This is a genomic window from Burkholderia sp. 9777_1386, assembly GCF_015712265.1.
Lineage (GTDB): Bacteria > Pseudomonadota > Gammaproteobacteria > Burkholderiales > Burkholderiaceae > Burkholderia > Burkholderia cenocepacia.
Map to the genome: position 1 here is coordinate 65182 of NZ_JACCQB010000017.1, position 19575 is coordinate 84756.

Here is a 19575-nt window from a genome sequence, read left to right on the forward strand (position 1 = left end):
GAGGCCGCCATGCTGCAGATGCTCGAAAAAACCGTCGCCCACAACGGGCTCGTCGCGTCGTTCGCGCTGGTCGGCCTGATCATGTGGCTGTCGTCGATCGCGTCGCGCAAGCTCACGTTCGGCCGCGTGCACGGCTCGGCGATCGCGATCGTCATCGGTCTCGTGCTCGCCTACGTCGGCGGCGGATTCACCGGCGGCGAGAAGGGGCTGGCCGACGTCAAGCTGTTCGCCGGCATCGGCCTGATGGGCGGCGCGATGCTGCGCGATTTCGCGATCGTCGCGACCGCGTTCGAAGTGCAGCCGACCGAGGCGCGCAAGGCCGGGCTCGTCGGCGTCGTGTCGCTGCTGCTCGGCACCGTGCTGCCGTTCATCGTCGGCGCCTGCATCGCGCGCGCATTCGGCTACACCGACGCGGTCAGCATGACGACGATCGGCGCGGGCGCCGTCACCTACATCGTCGGGCCCGTCACCGGCGCGGCGATCGGCGCGAGTTCCGACGTGATCGCGCTCAGCATCGCGACCGGGCTCGTGAAGGCGATCATCGTGATGGTCGGCACGCCGGTCGCGGCCAACTTCATGGGCCTGAAGACGCCGCGCTCCGCGATGATCTTCGGCGGGCTGGCCGGCACCGTCAGCGGCGTGAGCGCGGGCCTTGCCGCGACGGATCGCCGGCTCGTCCCGTACGGCGCGCTGGTCGCCACGTTCCATACCGGCATCGGCTGCCTGCTCGGGCCGTCGCTGCTGTTCTTCACGACGCGCGCGCTGGTCGGCGGGTAGGGCGATGCGACGCGGTCCGCGTGCGGGCCGCCCATCCATCGCGGCGTCCTCTGAGTCGCATTCTGCAACTTCATCAATCGACAGCGGCGCCAGGCTTAGAATGCCGCTGAACCCTCGAAGCGGAGAACTGTTCATGACGGGATGGAATCACGCGCGGCAGGCGCGCGATGCACGCCTCGCGGCCGGCGCGGCTTACGCGCAAGGCAAGCGGGTCGATGCGCGCGACACCGTCGCGCTGCTCGAAGCGGTGCTGCGGCCCGGCGACCGCGTGTGCCTCGAAGGCGACAACCAGAAGCAGGCCGACCTGCTCGCGACGGCGCTCGCCGACGTCGACAGCGCGAAGATCCACGACCTGCACATGGTGCAGTCGGGCGTCGTGCTGCCCGAGCATCTCGACGTGTTCGAGCGCGGCATCGCGAAGCGGCTCGACTTCGCGTATTCGGGCCCGCAGTCGCAACGCATCGCGAAGCTGCTGTTCGGCGGCAAGATCGCGCTCGGCGCGGTGCATACCTATCTCGAACTGTTCGCCCGCTACTTCATCGACCTCACGCCGCAAGTCGCGCTGATCGCGGCCGTGAGCGCCGACGCCGACGGCAACCTGTACACGGGCCCGAACACCGAGGACACGCCGACCGTCGTCGAGGCCACCGCCTTCAAGGACGGCATCGTGATCGCGCAGGTCGACCGCATCGTCGACAAGGTGCCGCGCGTCGACATCCCCGGCGATCGCGTGCATTTCGTCGTCGAGGCCGGCCGGCCGTTCTACGTCGAGCCGCTGTTCACGCGCGATCCGGCCGCGATCACCGAAACGCAGATCCTCACCGCGATGCTCGCGATCAAGGGCATCTACGAGCCGTACGGGATCAGGCGCCTGAACCACGGGATCGGCTTCAACACGGCCGCGATCGAGCTGCTGCTGCCGACCTACGGCGAAAAGCTCGGGCTGAAGGGCAAGGTCTGCACGCACTGGGCGCTCAACCCGCATCCGACGCTGATTCCCGCGATCGAATCGGGCTGGGTCGAGCAGATCCACTGCTTCGGTTCCGAGGTCGGGATGGACGACTACATCCGCGCGCGCTCCGACGTGTGGTTCACGGGCCCCGACGGGTCGCTGCGCTCGAACCGCGCGTTCTGCCAGACGGCCGGCCTCTATGCGTGCGACATGTTCATCGGCTCGACGCTGCAGATCGACCTGTCCGGCCACTCGTCGACGGTCACGGCCGAGCGGATCGCCGGCTTCGGCGGCGCGCCGAACATGGGCAGCGACGCGCGCGGCCGGCGCCATCCGAGCGAGCCGTGGCTGAAGGCCGGCGCGGAAGCCGACCCCGACACGCCGGCGGCGCTGCGGCGCGGCCGCAAGCTGGTCGTGCAGATCGGCGAGACGTTCGGCGACAAGAACGTGCCGATGTTCGTCGAGAAGCTCGACGCGCTGAAGCTCGCGGACAAGCTGCAGCTCGACCTCGCGCCGATCATGGTCTATGGCGACGACGTCACGCACATCGTCACCGAGGAAGGGATCGCGAACCTGCTGATGTGCCGCGACAAGGACGAACGCGAGCACGCGATCCGCGGCGTCGCCGGCTATACCGACGTCGGCCGCGGCCGCGACCGGAAGATGGTCGAGCGGCTGCGCGAGCGCGGCGTGATCCGCCGCCCGGAGGATCTCGGCATCGATCCGCTCGACGCCGACCGCCGCTGGCTCGCCGCGCGGTCGATCAAGGATCTGGTGCACTGGTCGGGCGGGCTCTATGCGCCGCCGGCCCGGTTCCGCAACTGGTGAGGAAGAGGGCATGGAACAGTTGAACTATCGCTTCACCGCGCGCGAACGCGCGAAGGGCGAGCAGGCCGCGGCGCTCGTCGGCGTGGTCGCGTCCGGCAATCTCGAGGTGCTCGTCGAGCGCGTGCTGCCGGGCAACGAATGCGAGATCGACATCCGCACCGCGGCCGTCGGTTTCGGCGCGGTCTGGCAGGCGGTCGTATCGGATTTCGTCGAACGGCGTACGCCGGGCGGCCTGAAGCTGTCGATCAACGACGGCGGCGCGCGGCCCGACATGGTGTCGCTGCGGCTCGCGCAGGCCGTGCGCGCGATCGAGGGGGACGCACGATGAGCGACGTGATCCACGACGCACCGGCGTTCGTCGCGAACGCGGCGAGCTGGTACGAAGCGTCCGCGCGACAGCGCATCGACGGGCTGCTCGACGCAGGCAGTTTCACGGAATTCCTCGGGCCGGCCGAGCGCGTGACGAGCCCGCACCTGCCGCTGTTCGCGCTGCCGCAGCAGTTCGACGACGGGATGGTGGTCGGGCACGGCCGGCTCGACGGCCGGCCCGTGTTCGTCGCCGCGCAGGAGGGCCGTTTCATGGGCGGCGCGTTCGGCGAAGTGCACGGCGCGAAACTCACCGGGTTGCTGCGCGCCGCGCGCGAAGTCGGCAAGCCGGTGCTGATCCTGTTCGATACGGGCGGCGTGCGGCTGCAGGAAGCGAATGCGGGCGAGCTCGCGATCGCCGAGATCATGCGCGCGCTCGTCGACGCGCGGGCCGCCGGCGTGCCGGTGATCGGGCTGATCGGCGGGCGCGCGGGCTGCTACGGCGGCGGCGGATTGCTCGCCGCGTGCTGTTCGGCGCTCGCGGTGTCGGAGCAGGGGCGCATCAGCGTGTCGGGTCCCGAAGTGATCGAGACCAATCGCGGCGTCGAGGAATTCGACTCGAAGGATCGCGCGCTGATCTGGCGCACGATGGGTGGCAAGCATCGGCGCTTGATCGGCGGCGCCGATCGCTACGTGGCCGATACGCCGGACGCGTTTCGCGCGGCCGCGCTCGATCTGATCGGCCGCGCGCCGACGTTCGATGCGGCGATGCTGCGCGCGGAACAGGCGCGTCTCGAAGCGCGGGTCGAACGGTTCGGCGGCTGCAACGATGCGCTCGACGTGTGGCGTGCGCTCGGGGCCGGTCGGCCCGAAGCGATTCCCGGAATGTCCGACGATGAATTCGCGAAGCTGGCCGATCAACTGCAGGAGCCCCAGCATGACGCTCGATGAAGTACTGAACTCGCTGTTTCCCGCCGGCCATTCGATTGCGCGCAATGGCGGCTTGCTGACGGGCCACGCGGCATTGGCCGGCACGCGCGTCGACGTGATCGGCGTGGCCGACCGCCTGCCGTTCGGCATCGACGAGGCGCTGACGCTCGCGTCGTGCGTGCTCGACACGATCGCGCGTGGCGGCGACACGCCGATCCTCGTGCTGGTCGACAGCGACAGCCAGCGGATGAGCAAGCGTGACGAACTGCTCGGCCTGAACGAAGGGCTGTCGCATCTCGCGAAGTGCCTGATGCATGCGGATCTCGCCGGGCACCGGACGATCGGCGTGCTGTACGGCCACACGGCCGCCGGCGCGTTCATCGCGACCGCGCTCGCGACGCGCACGCTGCTCGCGGTGCCGGGCGCCGAGCCGGAGGTGATGGACCTGCCGTCGATGTCGCGCGTGACCAAGCTGCCGATCGACGTGCTGAAGGAGATGGCGCGTTCGACACCGGTATTCGCGCCGGGGCTCGACAACCTCGTGAAGATGGGCGCCGTCGACGCCGTGCTCGATCCGTCCCGCGCGCTCGACGCGCAGGTCGGCGAATGGCTCGGCAAGCCGGCCGAGCGCATCGACCGGCGCGCGGCGCGCGGCCGGCCGGTCGCGACCGACGTCGCCGCCCGCGTCGAGGCACTCGCGCGTGCCGCACGCTGAGCTGCCGCTGCGCCGCCACACGCTCGTCACGCTGACGGCGGCCGGGTGGGGCGCGGCATTCGCCCGCGACCCCGCGCTCGCGGGTGATCCGCTCGTGCGTGCATGGGCCGAACGCGGCTGGCCGCTGATCGTGCGTCGCGCGTCGCCGGATGAAGCCGATGCCGGCCGCGTGCCGCTCGGCCTGCCGTTGCCGCCGTCGGCGGGCAAGCGGCGCATCGTGCTGAACGCGGCCGCCGACGCGCTCGCGACGATCGGCCCGCTGCCGACCTTGACGGACGTACTCGCCGCCGCGCCCGCGGCATGGCATGCGCCGCTGCACGAGCTCGCGGCGCTCGGTGCACGCTGCGGCGTGCAGGGTCGCGTGTTCGGTAGCCTCGCCTGGCAGGCGCTGACGGGCGAGCCTTACCTCGGCGCCTCGTCCGATCTCGACATCGTGTTTCCGCTGCCGGATTCCGCATCGCTCGCCCCGTTGCTCGACGGCCTCGCGGCGATCGACGCGCGTGCACCGATGCGCATCGACGGCGAACTGCTGCGCGCCGACGGCGCGGGCGTCAACTGGCGCGAACTGCACGCGCGGTTGCCCGAAGTCGCGGTGAAGACCGCGATTGCGGTCGAATTGATGCGCGCCGACGCCTTCACCGGAGGCCCGCGATGACCGCACGGGCTGCCTGCCGCGTAGCGGCGCCGTCCGATGCCGAACGCATCGCGGCGCTGGCCGAGCGCAGCCTCGTGCTCGAGATCGACACCTATCCGAAGCCGGGCCTCGTCAGCCACGTCGACACCGGCAGTCACACGGACATGGATGCCGCGACGTTCGCGCGCAGCGCCGCCGTGCTGCAGCCGTACTTCGCGGAACTCGCCGACGCGGGCGCGCGCGACGCCGACATGGCCGTACTGCGCAAGATCGGCCTGCGCGCCGAGCACGCGATGCTCGCCGCGACCGGCGGCGTCAATACGCATCGCGGCGCGATCTTCGGGCTCGGGCTGCTGTGCGCGGCCGCCGGCCGGTGCGCGATGCCGGGCGCGGTGCCGGCCGGGACGACGCTTGGCGCGTTCGTGTCGCGCCGGTGGGGCGTCGAGATCCTCGGCGGCCCGCGTTTGCCGGACAGCCACGGCGAGCGCGCGAGCCGGCGCTACGGTGTCGGCGGTGCGCGTCGTGAGGCGGCCGACGGCTTTCCGACCGTGTACGCGGTCGGATTGCCGGCGCTGCGCCGCGCCCGGCGCGACCTGCCGGACGATCCGGAAGCCGCGCGGGTCGCCGCGTGTTTCGCGCTGATCGCCGCGCTCGACGACACGAATCTGCTGCACCGGGGCGGGCAGGACGGCCTCGATTTCGCCCGCGCGACTGCCCGTGCGTTCGTCGCGTGCGGCGGCGTGCGGGCGCGCAACTGGCGGCTGCGCGCGACGGCCGCGCATCGTGCGTTCGTGGCGCGCCGGCTGAGCCCGGGCGGGGCGGCCGACCTGCTCGCGATGAGCGTGTTCGTCGATGCGCTCGAAGCCGAACGGGACGCGCGATGACGCTGGCCATCCTGTGCTCGGGCCAAGGCGCGCAGCGCGCCGACATGTTCGACCTCACCGGGTCGGCGCCGCAGGCCGATGCACTGTTCGCGCATGCGGGCCGGCTGCTCGGCGACGATCCGCGCATGTGGGTCCGGCAGGCCGGGCCCGATGCGCTGCGGGACAACCGTGCCGCGCAGATCCTCTGCACGGTCCAGGCACTCGCGGCGGCCGCGCTGCTCGACGCGGTGTGGCCGCGCCGACGCTGTGTCGCCGGCTACAGCGTCGGCGAGGTCGGCTCGTGGAGCGTCGCGGGGATGATCGGGCCGCACGACGCGCTCGACCTGGCCGATGCGCGGGCGCGCGCGATGGATGCCGCGAGCGGCGGCGACGAGCGGATGGTGTTCGTGCGCGGCCTGACGCGCGTGCAACTGGCGCAGTTGTGCGACGGTCGCGACGCGGCCATCGCGATCGCGAACCCCGGCGATGCGTTCGTGGTCGCCGGGCGGCATGCCGATGTCGATGCCGTGGCCGACGACGCGCAGCGCGCCGGCGCGCTGCGCGTCGCGCCCGTCTGCGTGCGGATCGCGTCGCACACGCGCCGGCTGGCCGCCGCCGTGCCGGCATTCCGCGCGACGCTGGCCGCGACGCGCGTGCGCCGGCCGCCGCCCGGCACGCGGCTGTTCTCGGGAATCGACGGCGCGTCGGTGCTCGATGTCGATACGGGCCTCGACAAGCTCGCGCGGCAGATCGCGGAGCCGGTCGAGTGGGCAGCGTGCCTCGCCGCGTGCGTGGAGGCCGGCGCCACCGCGTTTCTCGAACTCGGCCCGGGGCGCGCGCTGGCCGAGATGGCGGGCGGCGCGTATCCCGCGTTGCCGGCGCGCAGCCTCGCGGATTTCCGTTCGGTCGACGGCGTGACGAGTTGGCTCGCGCGCGTCGCAGCGGGCTGATCGAGCGGGTGAAACCGGCGTGAAACCCGGTCGCCGCGCCCTTGTTTTGCCCGGTGTGTTGCGCCGGCGCAGCAGCGTCGCAGCCGCCCCTTGTCACGCGAATTGGCGCCGCTACAATGGCGCCCGCCATGAGACCAGCCGCCTTCTTTCTCGCCGCGCTTTGCTGCACGACGAGCGTCCACGCCAGCCAGATTCCGTCCGACGCCGCATCGGTCGGCACGTACTTTTCGTATGACAACGCGGCGGCCGACGCGACCGTCGATCTGATCGAACAGGCCCAGCGCCGCGTGCTGCTGGCCGGCTATGCGCAGGTGCCGCCGGCCGTCGCGAGCGCGCTGCGCGCGGCCCGCGCGCGGGGGATCGAGGTACGCGTCGTGCTGGTGCGCCCGCCGCGCGCGGGGAAGTACAGCGGCGCCGGTTATCTCAAATCCGCCGGTATCGACGTCGCGATCGATTCGCGGCATGGCGGCCCCGCGTCGCGCTTCTTGATCGTCGACGACAGCGTCGCGCTGACGACGCTGTCCGACGGCGCGGCCGCGCAGGCCGACACGGTGAACGTGTTCCGGCGCGCGCCCGAACTCGCGCAGTCCTACGCGCAGTCGTTCTGGCGGCTGTACCGGCAGGCCGGCGGCCTCTGACCCTTTCCTGCGGCGCCTTGTGCGCCGGTATGACCCTGCTTGCATCGGCGCGACCGATGAACCATCCTCGTTGACAGGCGCCGACGCGGCTTTCGCTCGTCCGGTGCAACGGCAGGGAGCCGATCGTGACCGAAAGCAGTTTTGCCGATCGCGCCGATGCCGGCCGCCAACTGGCCGATGCGTTGCGCGAATACGCGGGGCGAAGCGATGTCGTCGTGCTCGCGTTGCCGCGCGGCGGCGTGCCCGTCGCGTATCCGGTCGCATGCGCGCTGCGCGCGCCGCTCGACGTGCTGGTCGTGCGCAAGCTCGGCGTGCCGTTCGATCCCGAGCTCGCGATGGGCGCGATCGCGACGGGCGGCGCGACGCATCTGCAACGGTCGGTGATCCGCGCGATGGACGTATCCGATGCGCAACTCGCCGACGTGATCGCGCGCGAGACGGCCGAACTGCAACGCCGCGAAGCGCTGTACCGCGGCGCGGTGCCGCCGCTGGCGGTGGACGGACGCATCGCGATCGTCGTCGACGACGGCGTCGCGACCGGCGCATCGATGCGCGTTGCGCTGCAGGCGCTGCGCGAGCGCCACCCGGCGCGCATCGTCGCGGCGGTGCCGGTCGCGCCGGCGGCCGCGGCGCATGCGTTCGACGGGCTGGCCGATGCGTTCGTCACGGTGTCGCAGCCGCTGCGGTTCTTCGGGATCAGCCAGTTCTACGCGCGCTTCGAGCAGACGAGCGACGACGAGGTGCGCGCGCTGCTCGACGCGGCCCGTCCCTGACGCGCCATCAGTTTCGCGTGGTCCGGCGCGGGCGCGGTCGGCCGGCTTCCGCCGCCGCGAACACGCGCTGCAGCGCCGGATGGACGTTGCCGTGCCAGCGCGGCCCCGTAAACAACCCGTAGTGATCGCAATCGTCGATGTCGACGCGATGGCGCTCGTCGGTCGACAGGCCGCTGCACAGCTCGAGCGCCGCATGCGTCTGGCCGGCGCCGGTAACCGCGTCGCGGGCGCCTTCGACGGTCAGCAGCGCGACGTCGCGCAGCGCCGCCGGGTCGACGCGCCGGCCGTGCACGCGCCACGCACCGGTCGCGAGCAACATGCGCTGGAACACGACGTCGACCGTGTCGAGAAAATAGTCGGCCGGCATGTCGAGCAGCGCCGTGTATTCGCGCAGCGCACGCCGCGCGTCGGCAAGCCCGGTCATGTCGAAGCGGGAAGCCGCCAGCGCGTAGGTCTCGATCAGCGTCAGGAAGCGTTGCGGATACAGGAGCGCGATCTCGCCCTGTTGCAGATAGGTCGGAAACACGTGGCGGCCGTGCCCCGCGAAGCCGGGCGGCACGATGTCGATCAGGTGGCGCCGGCACCAGTCGAGCGAATGGGCGGCGGCCGCGGCGCCGAGCGCGCTCGGGTTCAGGCGGGCATCGATCGGACCGCCGATCAGCGTGATACTCGCGGGCGGCGCAAGGCCGCGCGCGGCGCGCAGCGCGAGTGCGCCGAGTGCCGGTACGGTCGCCTGGCATACGGCGACGACGTGTAGCGGCCGATCGTCGTGCTGGAGGGTGCTGACGAAGCCGTCGAGCATCGCGACGTATTCGTCGAGCCCGAAACGGCCTGCCGCGAGCGGCACGTCGCGCGCATTGCGCCAGTCGGTCACGCAGACGTCGCCATCGGCGAGCAGCGTTTCGGCGGTTTCGCGCATCATCACGGCCGCGTGCCCGACGAGCGGCGCGCACAGCAGCACCGTGCGGTGCGCATCGGCGTGCGCGAAGCGCCGCAGGTCGCAAAACGGGGTGTGCGCGACGATCTGCTCGCTGACGGCAGGCCACGCGAGGTCGAAGCCCGGCGGCGCGGCCTGCGGCCCGAGCAGCGGTTCGAACAGGTCGTCGTAGCACGATGACGCGGCGTGCGGCAGCGACGCTGCGGGCCATGCGTCGAACGCGTAGCGCGTCGCCGCGCGCCATGCGCGCATCCATTCCCGCTGCTGCTCGACGACGGCATACCACATGGCGGACCCTGGGGCGGAAGAAGCGTGAATCTCCATTATGGTCACAGTGGCCGGGCAGCGGGAGCCCGGTGCGCGGCCGGCTGATGCACATCAAGCGCACGGGCACGCTAGGCATTGCCGCGCGCCGCTGCTACAGTCGTCAGTCCCATTCCCTCGAAGCGGAGCGTTCGCGATGAAGCTGATCGGCATGCTGGATTCCCCGTTCGTGCGCCGCGTCGCCATTTCGGCGAAGCTGCTCGACCTGCCGTTCGAACACGAGTCGATCTCGGTGTTCCGTCATCTCGAGCGGTTCAGGACGCTCAACCCGGCCGTCAAGGCGCCGACGCTCGTGACCGACGGCGGCGCGACGCTGCTCGATTCGTCGCTGATCGTCGACTATCTCGACCACCTGGCCGCGCCGGAGCGGCGCCTGCTGCCCGACGCCGTCGAGGCCCGGCTGCGCGCGCTGGTGCCGATCGGGTTCGCGCTGGCCGCGGCCGAGAAAACCGTGCAGGTCGTCTACGAGCAGGCGCTGCGCCCGTCGGACAAGCAGCACGAACCGTGGGTCGATCGCGTGCTGAGCCAGCTCGAAGGGGCATACGGCGCGCTGGAACCACTGGTCGCGGCTACCCGCGGCTGGTTCGGCGGTGCGCGATTGCTGCAGTCGGACGTGACCGTCGCGGTGGCGTGGCGCTTCACGCAGTTCATGGCGGCCGACTATCCGGTGCTCGCGCGGATCGATCCGGCCCGTTATCCGGCGCTCGCCGCGCATTCCGCGCGGGCGGAAGCGCTGCCGGCCTTCGTCGACACGCCGCTCGTCTAGGCTTCGAAGCGGGGCGCCGGGCTGTCGCACGCCGCTGTCGGCGGCCGCGCGGCCTTGTCCGGCAAGCCGCGGCCGATTGTTCTCAACGGCTGACAAGTGACTTCGCATTCGCGCTGTTTATCCGGACCCGACCGATCCCTAGAATCCACTCCATCAAATCACGCATTGCCAGATGGAGCCGATGATGAAAGCCCTGATCGAATCGAGCCTGTACCACCCGTCCGTCGTGTTGCCGCTTGCCGCGCTGACGCAACTGATGGTCGAGCGCGATTTCAATCTCGGCCAGGTCGGGTTGATCATGGCCACGCGCGGTGCCCAGGCGGCGGTGTCGCGCTCGCGTGCGCTGATCTTCTGCCGCCATTGCGAAGCGCGCGCGTGAAGGCATCCGCATCGGAAGGATGAAAAAAAGCCCGGCCGGCGCAAGCCGGTCGGGCGGATCGGTTTCGATCGAGCCCCGGCTTCGGCCGGGGCTTTTTCATGGGGTGACGCTCACGCGCGGGCGGGAGTCGCGACGCCGTAGATTTCCTGTTCGTCGTCCTCCTCGCGCAACTGGAGCGCGAGCTGGTGTGCTTCGCGGCGCGTCGCGACGGCGGGCGGCGAGCCCTTCAGCGGCTGGCGCGCGGTTTCGGCGAGTGCGACGACCGACACGATGCCGATCAACGCGGCACCCATCATGTAGTACGCGGGCATCATCAGGTTGTGCGTCACGTCGACGAGCCACGCGGTGACCAGCGGCGTCGTGCCGCCGAACAGCGACACCGACACGTTGAAGCCGATCGCGAGCGCGCCGTAGCGGATCTCGGTCGGGAACAGCGCGGGCAGCGCCGACGGCATCACGCCGGTGAAGCACGACAGCAGCACGCCGAGGATCAGCAGACCGCCGAACACCGACGCGGTGGTGCCCGCATGGATCAGCATCAGCGACGGGATCGACAGCGCCAGCAGGCCCACGCAGCCGGCGAGCATCACCGGCTTGCGGCCGACCTTGTCCGACAGGCGGCCGGCGTACAGCGTCATCGGCATCATCAGCACCATCACGATCAGCACCAGCACGAGGCTGTGCGATTCGTCGAAGTGCAGCGTCGACGACATGAAGCTCGGCAGGTACGACAGCACCATGTAGTCGGTCACGTTGAAGATCAGCACGAGGCCCACGCACAGCAGCAGTGCACGCCAGTTGCGCAGCAGCGTTTCGCGGAAGCGCGCCTTCGGCACGGCCTTGTCCTGCGCTTCGCGCTCTTCGGCCTGGCGCTTGAACGCGGGCGTTTCCTCGAGCTTCATCCGGATGTAGAGACCGATCAGGCCGAGCGGGCCGGCGATCAGGAACGGCACGCGCCAGCCCCACGACAGCAGCGCTTCCTGCGACAGCGACGCGGTGAGCAGCGCGACGACGCCCGCGCCCAGCACATAGCCGATCAGCGTGCCGAACTCCAGGAAGCTGCCCATGAAACCACGGCGCTTGTCGGTCGAGAACTCGGCGATGAAGGTCGCCGCGCCGCCGTATTCGCCGCCGGTCGAGAAGCCCTGCACGAGGCGGGCGACGAGCAACAGGACCGGGGCCATGATGCCGATCGACGCATAGCTCGGAATCAGGCCGATCGCGAAGGTGCCGACGGCCATCATGATCATCGTCGCGGCGAGCACGCGCTGGCGGCCGATGCGGTCGCCGAGCGGGCCGAACACCATGCCGCCGAGCGGGCGCACGAGGAACGCGGCCGCGAACGTGCCGAAGGTCGCGAGCAGCTGCGCGGACGGGCTGCTGGACGGGAAGAACACCTTGCCGAGCGTGACGGCGATATAGCTGTAGACGCCGAAGTCGAACCATTCCATCGCGTTACCGATGGCCATCGCGCTGACGGCGCGCTTGAGCAGGCTCTGGTCGACGACGGTGATGTCGTCCGCGGCGAGCGGGGCCTCGCCGGACGACGAAGCGGGGGAAGAGACAGCGGTCGGGCTGACGTGTGTTGCGGTCAAGGTCATGCACTCCTTTGACAGCGCCGGAACGGGCGGGCCGTCCGACACGGTTTGCCGGCGAGCGCGGCGTCGTGTGCTGCGCGTCGGGGCAGACCATTAAGCACTTACTGCACAGGGGGCAGTAACGGGCTGCAAGGGGCTGCTTCGACGCGGGCCCGGTGGGCCGTCGCGACAGTGCGCTCATGAAGAATGGGCCGCGTGATGCAGGCGGCGGATGCCGGTGCGGACGAGGTGTCCGGCGTGCCGGCAACGCCCCGGAGGGGCAGCGAAACGAGAAAAGCGGGCCTGTCGGGCGGGCTTTCCTGTGGATGCAATTTCGATCGAGGCACCGGCCCGCAGCGTGCGGACGGACTTCTCTCAAAATCGAAAAGACAGAGATTGAATGTTGAAACAGGCGACATGATAGCACGATGACGGATGATCGTGCAAATTGCCGGGAGTCGCCCGTCTGGCGGGGCCTCCGGCGCGCTCCGCTCGGGTATGATCGGCGGCGCGCGGCGCGGCCGTGCCGCCCGTCGCGACGGGGCTGAATTCGCGAGGAACCGGATGACCGAACTGATCAGGATCGCGGCGCTGTTCGCCGCTACCGCGCTGGCCGAAATCGTCGGCTGTTATCTGCCGTGGCTCGTGCTGAAGGCCGGGCGTCCGGCCTGGCTGCTGGTGCCGGCCGCGCTGTCGCTCGCGCTGTTCGCGTGGCTGCTGACGCTGCACCCCAGTGCGGCGGGGCGCACGTATGCCGCGTACGGCGGCGTGTACATCGCGGTGGCGCTGGTCTGGCTGCGGGTGGTCGACGGCGTCGCGCTGACCCGCTGGGACGTGGCCGGCGCGGTGCTCGCGCTCGGCGGGATGGCCGTCATCGCGCTGCAGCCGCGCGCGTAAGCGCGGCCGCGGCGCGGGCCGCGTGCGTCAGGCCGCTTCGGCGGTATCCGTGTCGGCGGGCTGGCGCCACACGCAGGTGCCCTTGACCGACTTGTCGAGCTCGTCGAGCTGAGCCTGGTGCGCGGCCAACTCGTCGTCGCTTGCGACCACTACAGGCAGGTCGAGCGCGGCGAGCGACACGCGCTTGCCGTTCGCGGCGCCGCCGTCGGCGCTCGCGTCGTCGAGCATGTCGATCACGAGGCTGTCCTGGCCGCGCGTCATCGCGAGATACACCTCGGCGAGCAGCTCCGAGTCGAGCAGCGCGCCGTGCAGCGTGCGGTGCGCGTTGCTGATGCCGAAGCGGTCGCACAGCGCGTCGAGCGAGTTGCGCTTGCCGGGGAACATCTGCTTGGCCTGCACCAGCGTGTCGATCACGCCGCCGCAATGCTCGGTGAACGGCGGCAGGCCGAGCCGCGCGAATTCGGCGTCGAGGAAGCCCAGGTCGAACGGCGCGTTGTGGATGATCAGCTCGGCGTCCTTCACGAAGTCGAGGATCTGGTGGGCGACTTCCGCGAATTTCGGCTTGTCGCTCAAGAATTCGGTCGTGAGGCCGTGCACCGCCAGTGCGCCCGGATCGCTGTCGCGCTCGGGGTTCACGTAGAAGTGCAGGTTGTTGCCGGTGAGCCGCCGGTTCAGCAGCTCGACGCAGCCGATTTCGATGAGGCGGTCGCCCGTGCGGGCGTTCAGGCCGGTGGTTTCGGTATCGAGAATGATCTGGCGCATATCGGGAAAAGCAACAAAAACAGGAGAGGGCGGCCGCGGTTCAGGCGACCAGCGATTCGACGCCGCGATTCGCGAGCGCGTCCGCGCGCTCGTTTTCGGGATGGCCCGCGTGACCCCTGACCCAGCGCCACTCGATCTCGTGCTGCGCGACGAGCGCGTCGAGCCGCTTCCACAGGTCGGCATTCTTCACGGGCGTCTTCGCCGCGGTGACCCAGCCTTTCTTCTTCCACCCGTGGATCCACTCGCTGATGCCCTTCTGCACGTATTGCGAGTCGGTATGCACGATCACCCGGCACGGCCGCTTCAGCGCTTCGAGCGCGGCAATCACGCCCATCAGCTCCATGCGGTTGTTGGTCGTGTTCGGCTCGCCGCCGAACAGTTCCTTTTCCTGACTGCCGTAGCGCAGCAGGGCGCCCCAGCCGCCGGGGCCGGGGTTGCCCTTGCAGGCGCCGTCGGTATAGATGTCGATGGTGTCGGTTGTCATGAACGTTCTTGGTGGGTGGTCGGGGAGGCCGCCGGCGTCAGGCCCGGTGCGAGCACGGGCTTCTTCATCTTGATCGGGCCGACGAGGCGCATGCCGCGCACGCGCTTGACGGCCGTCACCATGTAGACGGCGCCGAAGATCGGCCACCAGCGGTCGCCGGCGGCCTCCATGAAGCCGTAGCGGGCCAGCCACTTGTCGGTGGCGAGCGGCGGCCGGTAGCAGCCGAAGCGGCCGCGTTCGAGGTCGAAGCCGAGCAGCTTGATCCAGTCCTTGAGCCGGATGAACGCGATCTGGTCGCGCGTGGCCGGCACGAACGGGCGGTTCGCCATGCGCCCGAACGACTGCCGCATGCCCCACAGGCTCAGCGAATTGAAGCCGGTGATCACGAGCTGGCCTTCCGGCATCAGCACGCGCTCGGCCTCGCGCAGCAGACGGTGCGGGTCGGACGTGAATTCGAGCGTGTGCGGCATCACGATCAGGTCGACGCTCTGCGACTCGAACGGCAGGTCGAGCAGGTCGCACCAGGTCGTGCTGCGATCGGCGGGCGCGTGGACCGCCGTGTGTGCTTCGCGCGCCCACGGATACTGGTACGGCGCGCTCGCGCCGCTCGCCGGGTCGAGCACGAGGCCGCGATACGGCATGCGGTTCTCGCGCAGCGCGTCGAGCTGCGGCAGGCCGAGCTGCAGCGCGTGGAAGCCGAAGACGTCGGATACGATCCGGTCGAGCTGCGCCTGCTCCCAGCCCAGCACGTAGCGGCCGGGCGGCGAGTCGGTCCAGGCGGGCCAGTCTATAATTTGACGGTCAGACATAACGATGATTGCGCGCCTATGAACGAGCTGGAATACGTGCCGGTTCCGGCATTCGAAGACAACTATATCTGGCTCGTCTCGGACGGCCGCGATGCGATCGCCGTCGACCCGGGTGAAGCCGCGCCCGTACGCCGGGTTCTTGCCGAACGAGGCTGGCGGTTGACCGCTATTTTACTCACGCACCACCACGCCGACCACGTCGGCGGTGTCGATGCGCTGCTGCATAGCCAACCGGCCGATGCGCCGCTCACCGTTTACGGCCCCGCCGCCGAAGCGATCGACGTGGTCACGCGGCCGCTGTCGGGCGGCGATCGCGTGACGCTCGACGCGCCGGCCGTCGCATTCGACGTGCTCGACGTGCCGGGCCATACGCGCGGCCACATTGCGTATTTTCAGGCGGCCGGCCAAGGCGCGGGCGGGCGGGGCAACGCCGTGCCGCACGTGTTCTGCGGCGACACGCTGTTCTCGTGTGGCTGCGGCCGCCTGTTCGAAGGCACGCCCGCGCAGATGCTCGCGTCGCTCGACGCGCTCGCGGCGCTGCCGGATGATACCCGCGTGCATTGCGCACACGAATACACGCTGTCGAACATCCGCTTCGCACTCGCGTGCGAGCCGGGCAATGCGGCGCTCGCCGCGTGGCGCGACGACGCGCAGGCGCTGCGTGCGCGTGGCGTGCCGACGCTGCCCACTACGATCGCCCACGAACGTGCCGTTAACCCGTTCATGCGGGCCGACAGCGCGGCGATCCACGCGACGCTCGCGGCCGAGCTGCACGAAACGGTGACGGATCGTCTGGCGGCATTCACGCTGATGCGCGAATGGAAAAACCGGTTCCGATGACGTTTTCCGGAGGACTCCAAAGCTCAAGCGGTGTCTGTAAAAATTGCTCCAAATGTAGGATTTCGCTGAGTTTTCGGTGTTTTTATTGACGTGAAGCACGCACTTCCGTAGTATCGCCTGCAATTTCCAGCCGTCGGAAGCCGAGATTTTCATGCGACTTATATTGAGTGCGATGGTGGTGCTGCTACTCGCCGCTTGTGCGAGCCAGCCTCCTGTCGCCAACAACGCCGCCGATTCGCAGGCGACGTCCAACTACCTCCGTAAATCAGCCACCGCCAAAGAAACTGTCGACGTCGACAAGCAATCCGTCGGCGACCTGACCAGTGCAGACTCCGATCTCTGGGCGCGCATCCGCCGCGGCTTCCAGATGCCCGATCTGCAGAGCGATCTCGTCGACATGCAGACGACCTGGTATACGCAGCGTCCCGATTACGTGCAGCGCATGACCGAGCGCTCGCAGAAGTACCTGTATCACATCGTCGAGGAACTCGAGGCGCGTCACATGCCGACCGAGCTCGCGCTGCTGCCGTTCATCGAGTCCGCATACAACCCGCAGGCGCTGTCGGTCGCGAAGGCGGCCGGCATGTGGCAGTTCATGCCCGGCACCGGCCGCACGTACAACCTGAAGCGCAACATGTGGCAGGACGAGCGCCGCGACGTGCTCGCGTCGACGAGCGCCGCGCTCGACTACCTGTCCCGTCTGCACGACATGTTCGGCGACTGGTATCTGGCGCTGGCCGCGTACAACTGGGGCGAGGGCAACGTGCAGCGTGCGATCGCGCGCAACCAGGCGGCCGGCCTGCCGACCGACTACCAGAGCCTGCGGATGCCGAACGAGACGCGCAACTACGTGCCGAAGCTGCAGGCGGTGAAGAACATCATCGCGAGCCCGCAGCAGTACGGCCTGACGCTGCCGGATATCCCGAACCACCCGTATTTCGTGACGGTCACGACGTCGCGCGACATCGACGTGGCGGTGGCCGCGAAGCTCGCGAACCTGCCGCTCGACGAGTTCCGCTCGCTGAACCCGTCGTTCTCGAAGCCCGTGATCCTCGGCGCGACCGAGCCGCAGATCCTGCTGCCGTTCGACAACGCGTCCGCGTTCGAGAAGAACCTGAAAGCCTATAGCGGCCAGTTGTCGTCGTGGACCACCTATACGGTCAGCGAGCGTGCGCGTCCGGCTGCGATCGCCGAGAAGATCGGCGTCGACGCCGATACGCTGATGTCGGTCAACAAGATTCCGGCCGGCATGCGCCTGAAGCCGGGCTCGACGATCGTCGTGCCGCGCGGCGATGACGACGACGAGGACATCAGCGCCGACGTCGCCGAAAACGGCGCACTCGCGATGGAGCCCGACGTCCCCGATACGCGCAAGATGCTGATCCGCGTGCGTCGCAAGCAGTCGATGGCTGCGCTCGCCGGCCGCTACGGCGTGTCGGTCGGCCAGTTGAAGGCGTGGAACCGGACGCACCGCGATGTCGTGATGCCGGGGCAGGCGCTCGTGCTGCACGTGCCGGTCGGCCGTTCGGTGCCGGCGGAACCCGGTCCGGAGCGGATCGCGACGTCGACGGGCGGTGCGCACATCGAGCGCGCGAGCCTGGCGGTCGGCGGCAAGTCGCACGGCGGCAAGCGCGGCGCCGCCAAGTCGTCGGCCCGGCCGGCGGCGAAGTCGGCGAAGGCCGCTCCCGCGAAAGCCGCGCCGGCCAAGACCGCCGCGCACAAGGGCAAGAAGAAGTAAGCGCGGCTAGCGTGGCGGCCGGTCAGGCCGGCACGATTGCGCTATCATCCGACGAATTCGACGAAACGCCGTCACCGAGGTGACGGCGTTTTCGTTTGTGCGCGGCGGGCGGCGCTACGTCGCGCGTCTTCATCTTCATGGGGCAAGGGGGAGCGATGTCGTCGGTGCAGGTGAGGGTGCTCGCGCTGTTTTCGGTCGGGTATTTCGTATCGTATGTGTTCCGCGGCGTCAATCTGGGCTTCGCGCCGTTCGTCACGCACGAGCTCGGCCTGTCGGCCGCCGATCTCGGTCTCCTCACCAGCCTCTATTTCCTCGGTTTCGCGGGGGCGCAGATTCCGGCCGGCGTGATGCTCGACCACTTCGGCCCGCGCCGCGTGACGGCCGGCATGCTGCTGTTTGCGGCGGCCGGCGCGGCCGTGTTCGGCGCGGCGCACGGCATCGGCACGATGATGGTCGGCCGGCTGCTGATCGGCGTTGGCGTATCGGTGTGTCTCGGCGCGGCGTTCAAGGCGCTCGCGCAACATTTCCCCGTCGGCCGGCTGCCGCTCGTCAACGGCCTCGTGATGGCTGTGGGCGGCCTCGGCGGCGTGATGGTCGGTTCGCCGCTGACCTGGCTGCTCGGCTGGGCGAGCTGGCGCGCGATCTGTTTCGGCCTCGCGGTGCTGACGGTGGTCGTCGCGGCATCGATCGGCTTCGGCGCGCCCGACGCGCAGCAGGCACGCCATCAGGGCGGGCTCGTCAGCCAGTTCAAGGGCACGTGGCACATCCTGGGCAGCCGCGCGTTCTGGAAGATCGCGTCGTTCTCCGTCGTCACGCAAGGCGTGTTCTATGCGATGCAGTCGCTATGGGTCGGTCCGTATCTTCGCGATGTCGGCGGGTTCGATGCGCAGCATGCCGCGCGTCTCGTGTCGGTGCTCGGCTTCGCGATGATGGCCGGCTGCGTCGGCTTCGGCGCGGCGGCGCGCGTGCTCGAGCGGCGCGGCGTGTCGGTCTACGCGACTTGCGGCATCGGCATGGCGCTGTTCGTCGCGACGCAATTCGCGATCGTCGCGCGCGTGCCGTTGCCGCCCGCCATGCTGTGGGCCGCCTACGGAGTGTTCGGCGGCGTGGGTATCTTGACCTACGCGGTGATGGCCGGCCACTTTCCCGCTCATCTGATCGGCCGCGCGAACACGACGCTCACGCTCGTGATCTTCCTGCTGATCTTCGCGTTCCAGATCGGCGTCGGCGCCGTGCTGTCGCACTGGCCGGCGGTCGACGGCCGTTATCCGGCCGCCGCGCACTTCACCGCCTGGGGCGTGCTGCTCGCGCTGCAGCTCGCGAGCGCGGTCTGGTATGTGTGGCCCGCGCGCGGCGCTGGCCAAGCGCACTGATCCGGCGGTACGCTGACGGGCAGGGCGGCCGCGAAAACAGGGCCGCAGCACGTCGCGCCGGGCGGCAGGGCGCGGCGCGCGCACGATCGGACGGCCATATCGATTGAAGATAGGCCCATTTTCAGGCTATAATTTGAAAGTTTGTGCTGATCAACCTCGCACCCTAGCGCCTACCTCATTCATCCCGTTCATCCGCCGCACGCCGCCTGCCGGGCGATGCCGCGAAGCCTCGTGCGCCACGCGCCGGGTTCGCGTCTCGACAACGCAGGCCGCGTCCAGCTAGCGACCACGCGCGCCCACGCAGCGCGGCGCTCGCGCGGCAG

General features: G+C 69.7%; 21 protein-coding genes. 16 read left to right on the forward strand and 5 right to left on the reverse strand.

Annotated elements, in window-relative coordinates; genetic code table 11:
- The first annotated feature begins 9 nt into the window (after nt 1–9).
- The 10 genes from madM to H0X91_RS15515 all read left to right on the forward strand — a co-directional run bounded on the left by madM (nt 10) and on the right by H0X91_RS15515 (nt 8366).
- The gene (gene madM, locus H0X91_RS15470) at nt 10–777 is read left to right on the forward strand and encodes a malonate transporter subunit MadM (RefSeq protein WP_059721247.1); all 768 of its coding nucleotides are present in this window, start codon (nt 10–12) and stop codon (nt 775–777) included.
- A gap of 133 nt (nt 778–910) precedes the next feature.
- Entirely contained in the window at nt 911–2557 is a 1647-nt protein-coding gene (gene mdcA / locus H0X91_RS15475; protein WP_062911442.1) for a malonate decarboxylase subunit alpha, read from the forward strand.
- A gap of 10 nt (nt 2558–2567) precedes the next feature.
- On the forward strand, nt 2568–2885 hold the full coding sequence (gene mdcC / locus H0X91_RS15480) for a malonate decarboxylase acyl carrier protein (protein WP_034200771.1): 318 nt from the start codon (nt 2568–2570) through the stop codon (nt 2883–2885).
- Nucleotides 2882–3814 (forward strand): biotin-independent malonate decarboxylase subunit beta, encoded by a 933-nt coding sequence (locus H0X91_RS15485; protein WP_062910850.1) that lies wholly within the window; start codon nt 2882–2884, stop codon nt 3812–3814. Before mdcC ends, H0X91_RS15485 begins: the two co-directional genes overlap by 4 nt.
- Nucleotides 3801–4508, forward strand: a complete 708-nt coding sequence (mdcE, locus tag H0X91_RS15490) for a biotin-independent malonate decarboxylase subunit gamma (RefSeq protein WP_006485321.1) — start codon at nt 3801–3803, stop codon at nt 4506–4508. The genes H0X91_RS15485 and mdcE overlap by 14 nt, the downstream gene beginning before the upstream one ends.
- Nucleotides 4495–5163: a malonate decarboxylase holo-[acyl-carrier-protein] synthase gene (mdcG, locus tag H0X91_RS15495; RefSeq protein WP_062910849.1), complete on the forward strand. Its 669-nt coding sequence runs from the start codon at nt 4495–4497 to the stop codon at nt 5161–5163. Before mdcE ends, mdcG begins: the two co-directional genes overlap by 14 nt.
- Complete coding sequence (gene mdcB, locus H0X91_RS15500) at nt 5160–6026, forward strand: triphosphoribosyl-dephospho-CoA synthase MdcB (RefSeq protein ID WP_062884634.1); 867 nt, start codon at nt 5160–5162, stop codon at nt 6024–6026. The genes mdcG and mdcB overlap by 4 nt, the downstream gene beginning before the upstream one ends.
- Entirely contained in the window at nt 6023–6955 is a 933-nt protein-coding gene (locus H0X91_RS15505) for an acyltransferase domain-containing protein (protein WP_196433124.1), read from the forward strand. The genes mdcB and H0X91_RS15505 overlap by 4 nt, the downstream gene beginning before the upstream one ends.
- A gap of 116 nt (nt 6956–7071) precedes the next feature.
- On the forward strand, nt 7072–7593 hold the full coding sequence (locus tag H0X91_RS15510) for a phospholipase D-like domain-containing protein (RefSeq protein WP_034200766.1): 522 nt from the start codon (nt 7072–7074) through the stop codon (nt 7591–7593).
- A 125-nt stretch (nt 7594–7718) separates the two neighbouring features.
- Nucleotides 7719–8366, forward strand: a complete 648-nt coding sequence (locus tag H0X91_RS15515; RefSeq protein ID WP_058901313.1) for a phosphoribosyltransferase — start codon at nt 7719–7721, stop codon at nt 8364–8366.
- A gap of 7 nt (nt 8367–8373) precedes the next feature.
- Here the strand turns inward: H0X91_RS15515 and H0X91_RS15520 are convergent, their stop codons facing one another.
- The gene (locus H0X91_RS15520; protein ID WP_048989191.1) at nt 8374–9591 is read right to left on the reverse strand and encodes an esterase; all 1218 of its coding nucleotides are present in this window, start codon (nt 9589–9591) and stop codon (nt 8374–8376) included.
- Between the two features lie 172 nt (nt 9592–9763).
- On the opposite strand from H0X91_RS15520, the gene H0X91_RS15525 reads away from it, so the two are divergent.
- Nucleotides 9764–10393, forward strand: a complete 630-nt coding sequence (locus tag H0X91_RS15525; RefSeq protein ID WP_006491322.1) for a glutathione S-transferase family protein — start codon at nt 9764–9766, stop codon at nt 10391–10393.
- Nucleotides 10394–10565: 172 nt separating this feature from the next.
- Nucleotides 10566–10772, forward strand: a complete 207-nt coding sequence (locus H0X91_RS15530; protein WP_006491323.1) for a hypothetical protein — start codon at nt 10566–10568, stop codon at nt 10770–10772.
- A 110-nt stretch (nt 10773–10882) separates the two neighbouring features.
- Here the strand turns inward: H0X91_RS15530 and proP are convergent, their stop codons facing one another.
- Nucleotides 10883–12373, reverse strand: a complete 1491-nt coding sequence (gene proP, locus H0X91_RS15535) for a glycine betaine/L-proline transporter ProP (RefSeq protein WP_058901314.1) — start codon at nt 12371–12373, stop codon at nt 10883–10885.
- 540 nt (nt 12374–12913) lie between these two features.
- On the opposite strand from proP, the gene H0X91_RS15540 reads away from it, so the two are divergent.
- Nucleotides 12914–13246 (forward strand): YnfA family protein, encoded by a 333-nt coding sequence (locus H0X91_RS15540; protein ID WP_034200763.1) that lies wholly within the window; start codon nt 12914–12916, stop codon nt 13244–13246.
- A 27-nt stretch (nt 13247–13273) separates the two neighbouring features.
- On the opposite strand, the gene dnaQ is transcribed toward H0X91_RS15540, so the two are convergent.
- The 3 genes from dnaQ to H0X91_RS15555 are packed head-to-tail and all read right to left on the reverse strand — an operon-like array spanning nt 13274 to nt 15301.
- A complete protein-coding gene (dnaQ, locus tag H0X91_RS15545; RefSeq protein ID WP_006490614.1) occupies nt 13274–14008 on the reverse strand; it encodes a DNA polymerase III subunit epsilon in 735 nt (244 codons plus the stop codon).
- 40 nt (nt 14009–14048) lie between these two features.
- Nucleotides 14049–14492 carry a ribonuclease HI gene (gene rnhA / locus H0X91_RS15550; RefSeq protein ID WP_058901315.1) on the reverse strand — a complete coding sequence of 148 codons (444 nt, stop codon included), beginning with the start codon at nt 14490–14492 and terminating at the stop codon, nt 14049–14051.
- Entirely contained in the window at nt 14489–15301 is an 813-nt protein-coding gene (locus H0X91_RS15555) for a class I SAM-dependent methyltransferase (RefSeq protein ID WP_006490597.1), read from the reverse strand. The genes rnhA and H0X91_RS15555 overlap by 4 nt, the downstream gene beginning before the upstream one ends.
- 18 nt (nt 15302–15319) lie before the next feature.
- Here H0X91_RS15555 and gloB point away from each other — a divergent pair, with 18 nt between their 5' ends.
- The 3 genes from gloB (at nt 15320) to H0X91_RS15570 (ending at nt 19252) form a co-directional block, all read left to right on the forward strand.
- Entirely contained in the window at nt 15320–16141 is an 822-nt protein-coding gene (gene gloB / locus H0X91_RS15560) for a hydroxyacylglutathione hydrolase (RefSeq protein ID WP_084750106.1), read from the forward strand.
- Nucleotides 16142–16292: 151 nt separating this feature from the next.
- Complete coding sequence (locus H0X91_RS15565) at nt 16293–17879, forward strand: transglycosylase SLT domain-containing protein (RefSeq protein ID WP_012492491.1); 1587 nt, start codon at nt 16293–16295, stop codon at nt 17877–17879.
- Nucleotides 17880–18034: 155 nt separating this feature from the next.
- Nucleotides 18035–19252, forward strand: coding sequence for an MFS transporter (locus tag H0X91_RS15570; RefSeq protein WP_080331315.1), 1218 nt, complete (start codon nt 18035–18037; stop codon nt 19250–19252).
- Nucleotides 19253–19575 lie beyond the last annotated feature (323 nt).

Excerpts from the sequence above, each read along its gene's own strand:
- madM (WP_059721247.1), top strand. The coding sequence starts at position 10 with ATGCTGCAGATGCTCGAAAAAACCGTCGCCCACAACGGGCTCGTCGCG.
- mdcA (WP_062911442.1), top strand. The coding sequence starts at position 911 with ATGACGGGATGGAATCACGCGCGGCAGGCGCGCGATGCACGCCTCGCG.
- mdcC (WP_034200771.1), top strand. The coding sequence starts at position 2,568 with ATGGAACAGTTGAACTATCGCTTCACCGCGCGCGAACGCGCGAAGGGC.
- H0X91_RS15485 (WP_062910850.1), top strand. The coding sequence starts at position 2,882 with ATGAGCGACGTGATCCACGACGCACCGGCGTTCGTCGCGAACGCGGCG.
- mdcE (WP_006485321.1), top strand. The coding sequence starts at position 3,801 with ATGACGCTCGATGAAGTACTGAACTCGCTGTTTCCCGCCGGCCATTCG.
- mdcB (WP_062884634.1), top strand. The coding sequence starts at position 5,160 with ATGACCGCACGGGCTGCCTGCCGCGTAGCGGCGCCGTCCGATGCCGAA.
- H0X91_RS15505 (WP_196433124.1), top strand. The coding sequence starts at position 6,023 with ATGACGCTGGCCATCCTGTGCTCGGGCCAAGGCGCGCAGCGCGCCGAC.
- H0X91_RS15510 (WP_034200766.1), top strand. The coding sequence starts at position 7,072 with ATGGCGCCCGCCATGAGACCAGCCGCCTTCTTTCTCGCCGCGCTTTGC.
- H0X91_RS15520 (WP_048989191.1), bottom strand. The coding sequence starts at position 9,591 with ATGTGGTATGCCGTCGTCGAGCAGCAGCGGGAATGGATGCGCGCATGG.
- H0X91_RS15525 (WP_006491322.1), top strand. The coding sequence starts at position 9,764 with ATGAAGCTGATCGGCATGCTGGATTCCCCGTTCGTGCGCCGCGTCGCC.
- H0X91_RS15530 (WP_006491323.1), top strand. The coding sequence starts at position 10,566 with ATGGAGCCGATGATGAAAGCCCTGATCGAATCGAGCCTGTACCACCCG.
- proP (WP_058901314.1), bottom strand. The coding sequence starts at position 12,373 with ATGACCTTGACCGCAACACACGTCAGCCCGACCGCTGTCTCTTCCCCC.
- H0X91_RS15540 (WP_034200763.1), top strand. The coding sequence starts at position 12,914 with ATGACCGAACTGATCAGGATCGCGGCGCTGTTCGCCGCTACCGCGCTG.
- dnaQ (WP_006490614.1), bottom strand. The coding sequence starts at position 14,008 with ATGCGCCAGATCATTCTCGATACCGAAACCACCGGCCTGAACGCCCGC.
- rnhA (WP_058901315.1), bottom strand. The coding sequence starts at position 14,492 with ATGACAACCGACACCATCGACATCTATACCGACGGCGCCTGCAAGGGC.
- H0X91_RS15555 (WP_006490597.1), bottom strand. The coding sequence starts at position 15,301 with ATGTCTGACCGTCAAATTATAGACTGGCCCGCCTGGACCGACTCGCCG.
- gloB (WP_084750106.1), top strand. The coding sequence starts at position 15,320 with ATGAACGAGCTGGAATACGTGCCGGTTCCGGCATTCGAAGACAACTAT.
- H0X91_RS15565 (WP_012492491.1), top strand. The coding sequence starts at position 16,293 with ATGCGACTTATATTGAGTGCGATGGTGGTGCTGCTACTCGCCGCTTGT.
- H0X91_RS15570 (WP_080331315.1), top strand. The coding sequence starts at position 18,035 with ATGTCGTCGGTGCAGGTGAGGGTGCTCGCGCTGTTTTCGGTCGGGTAT.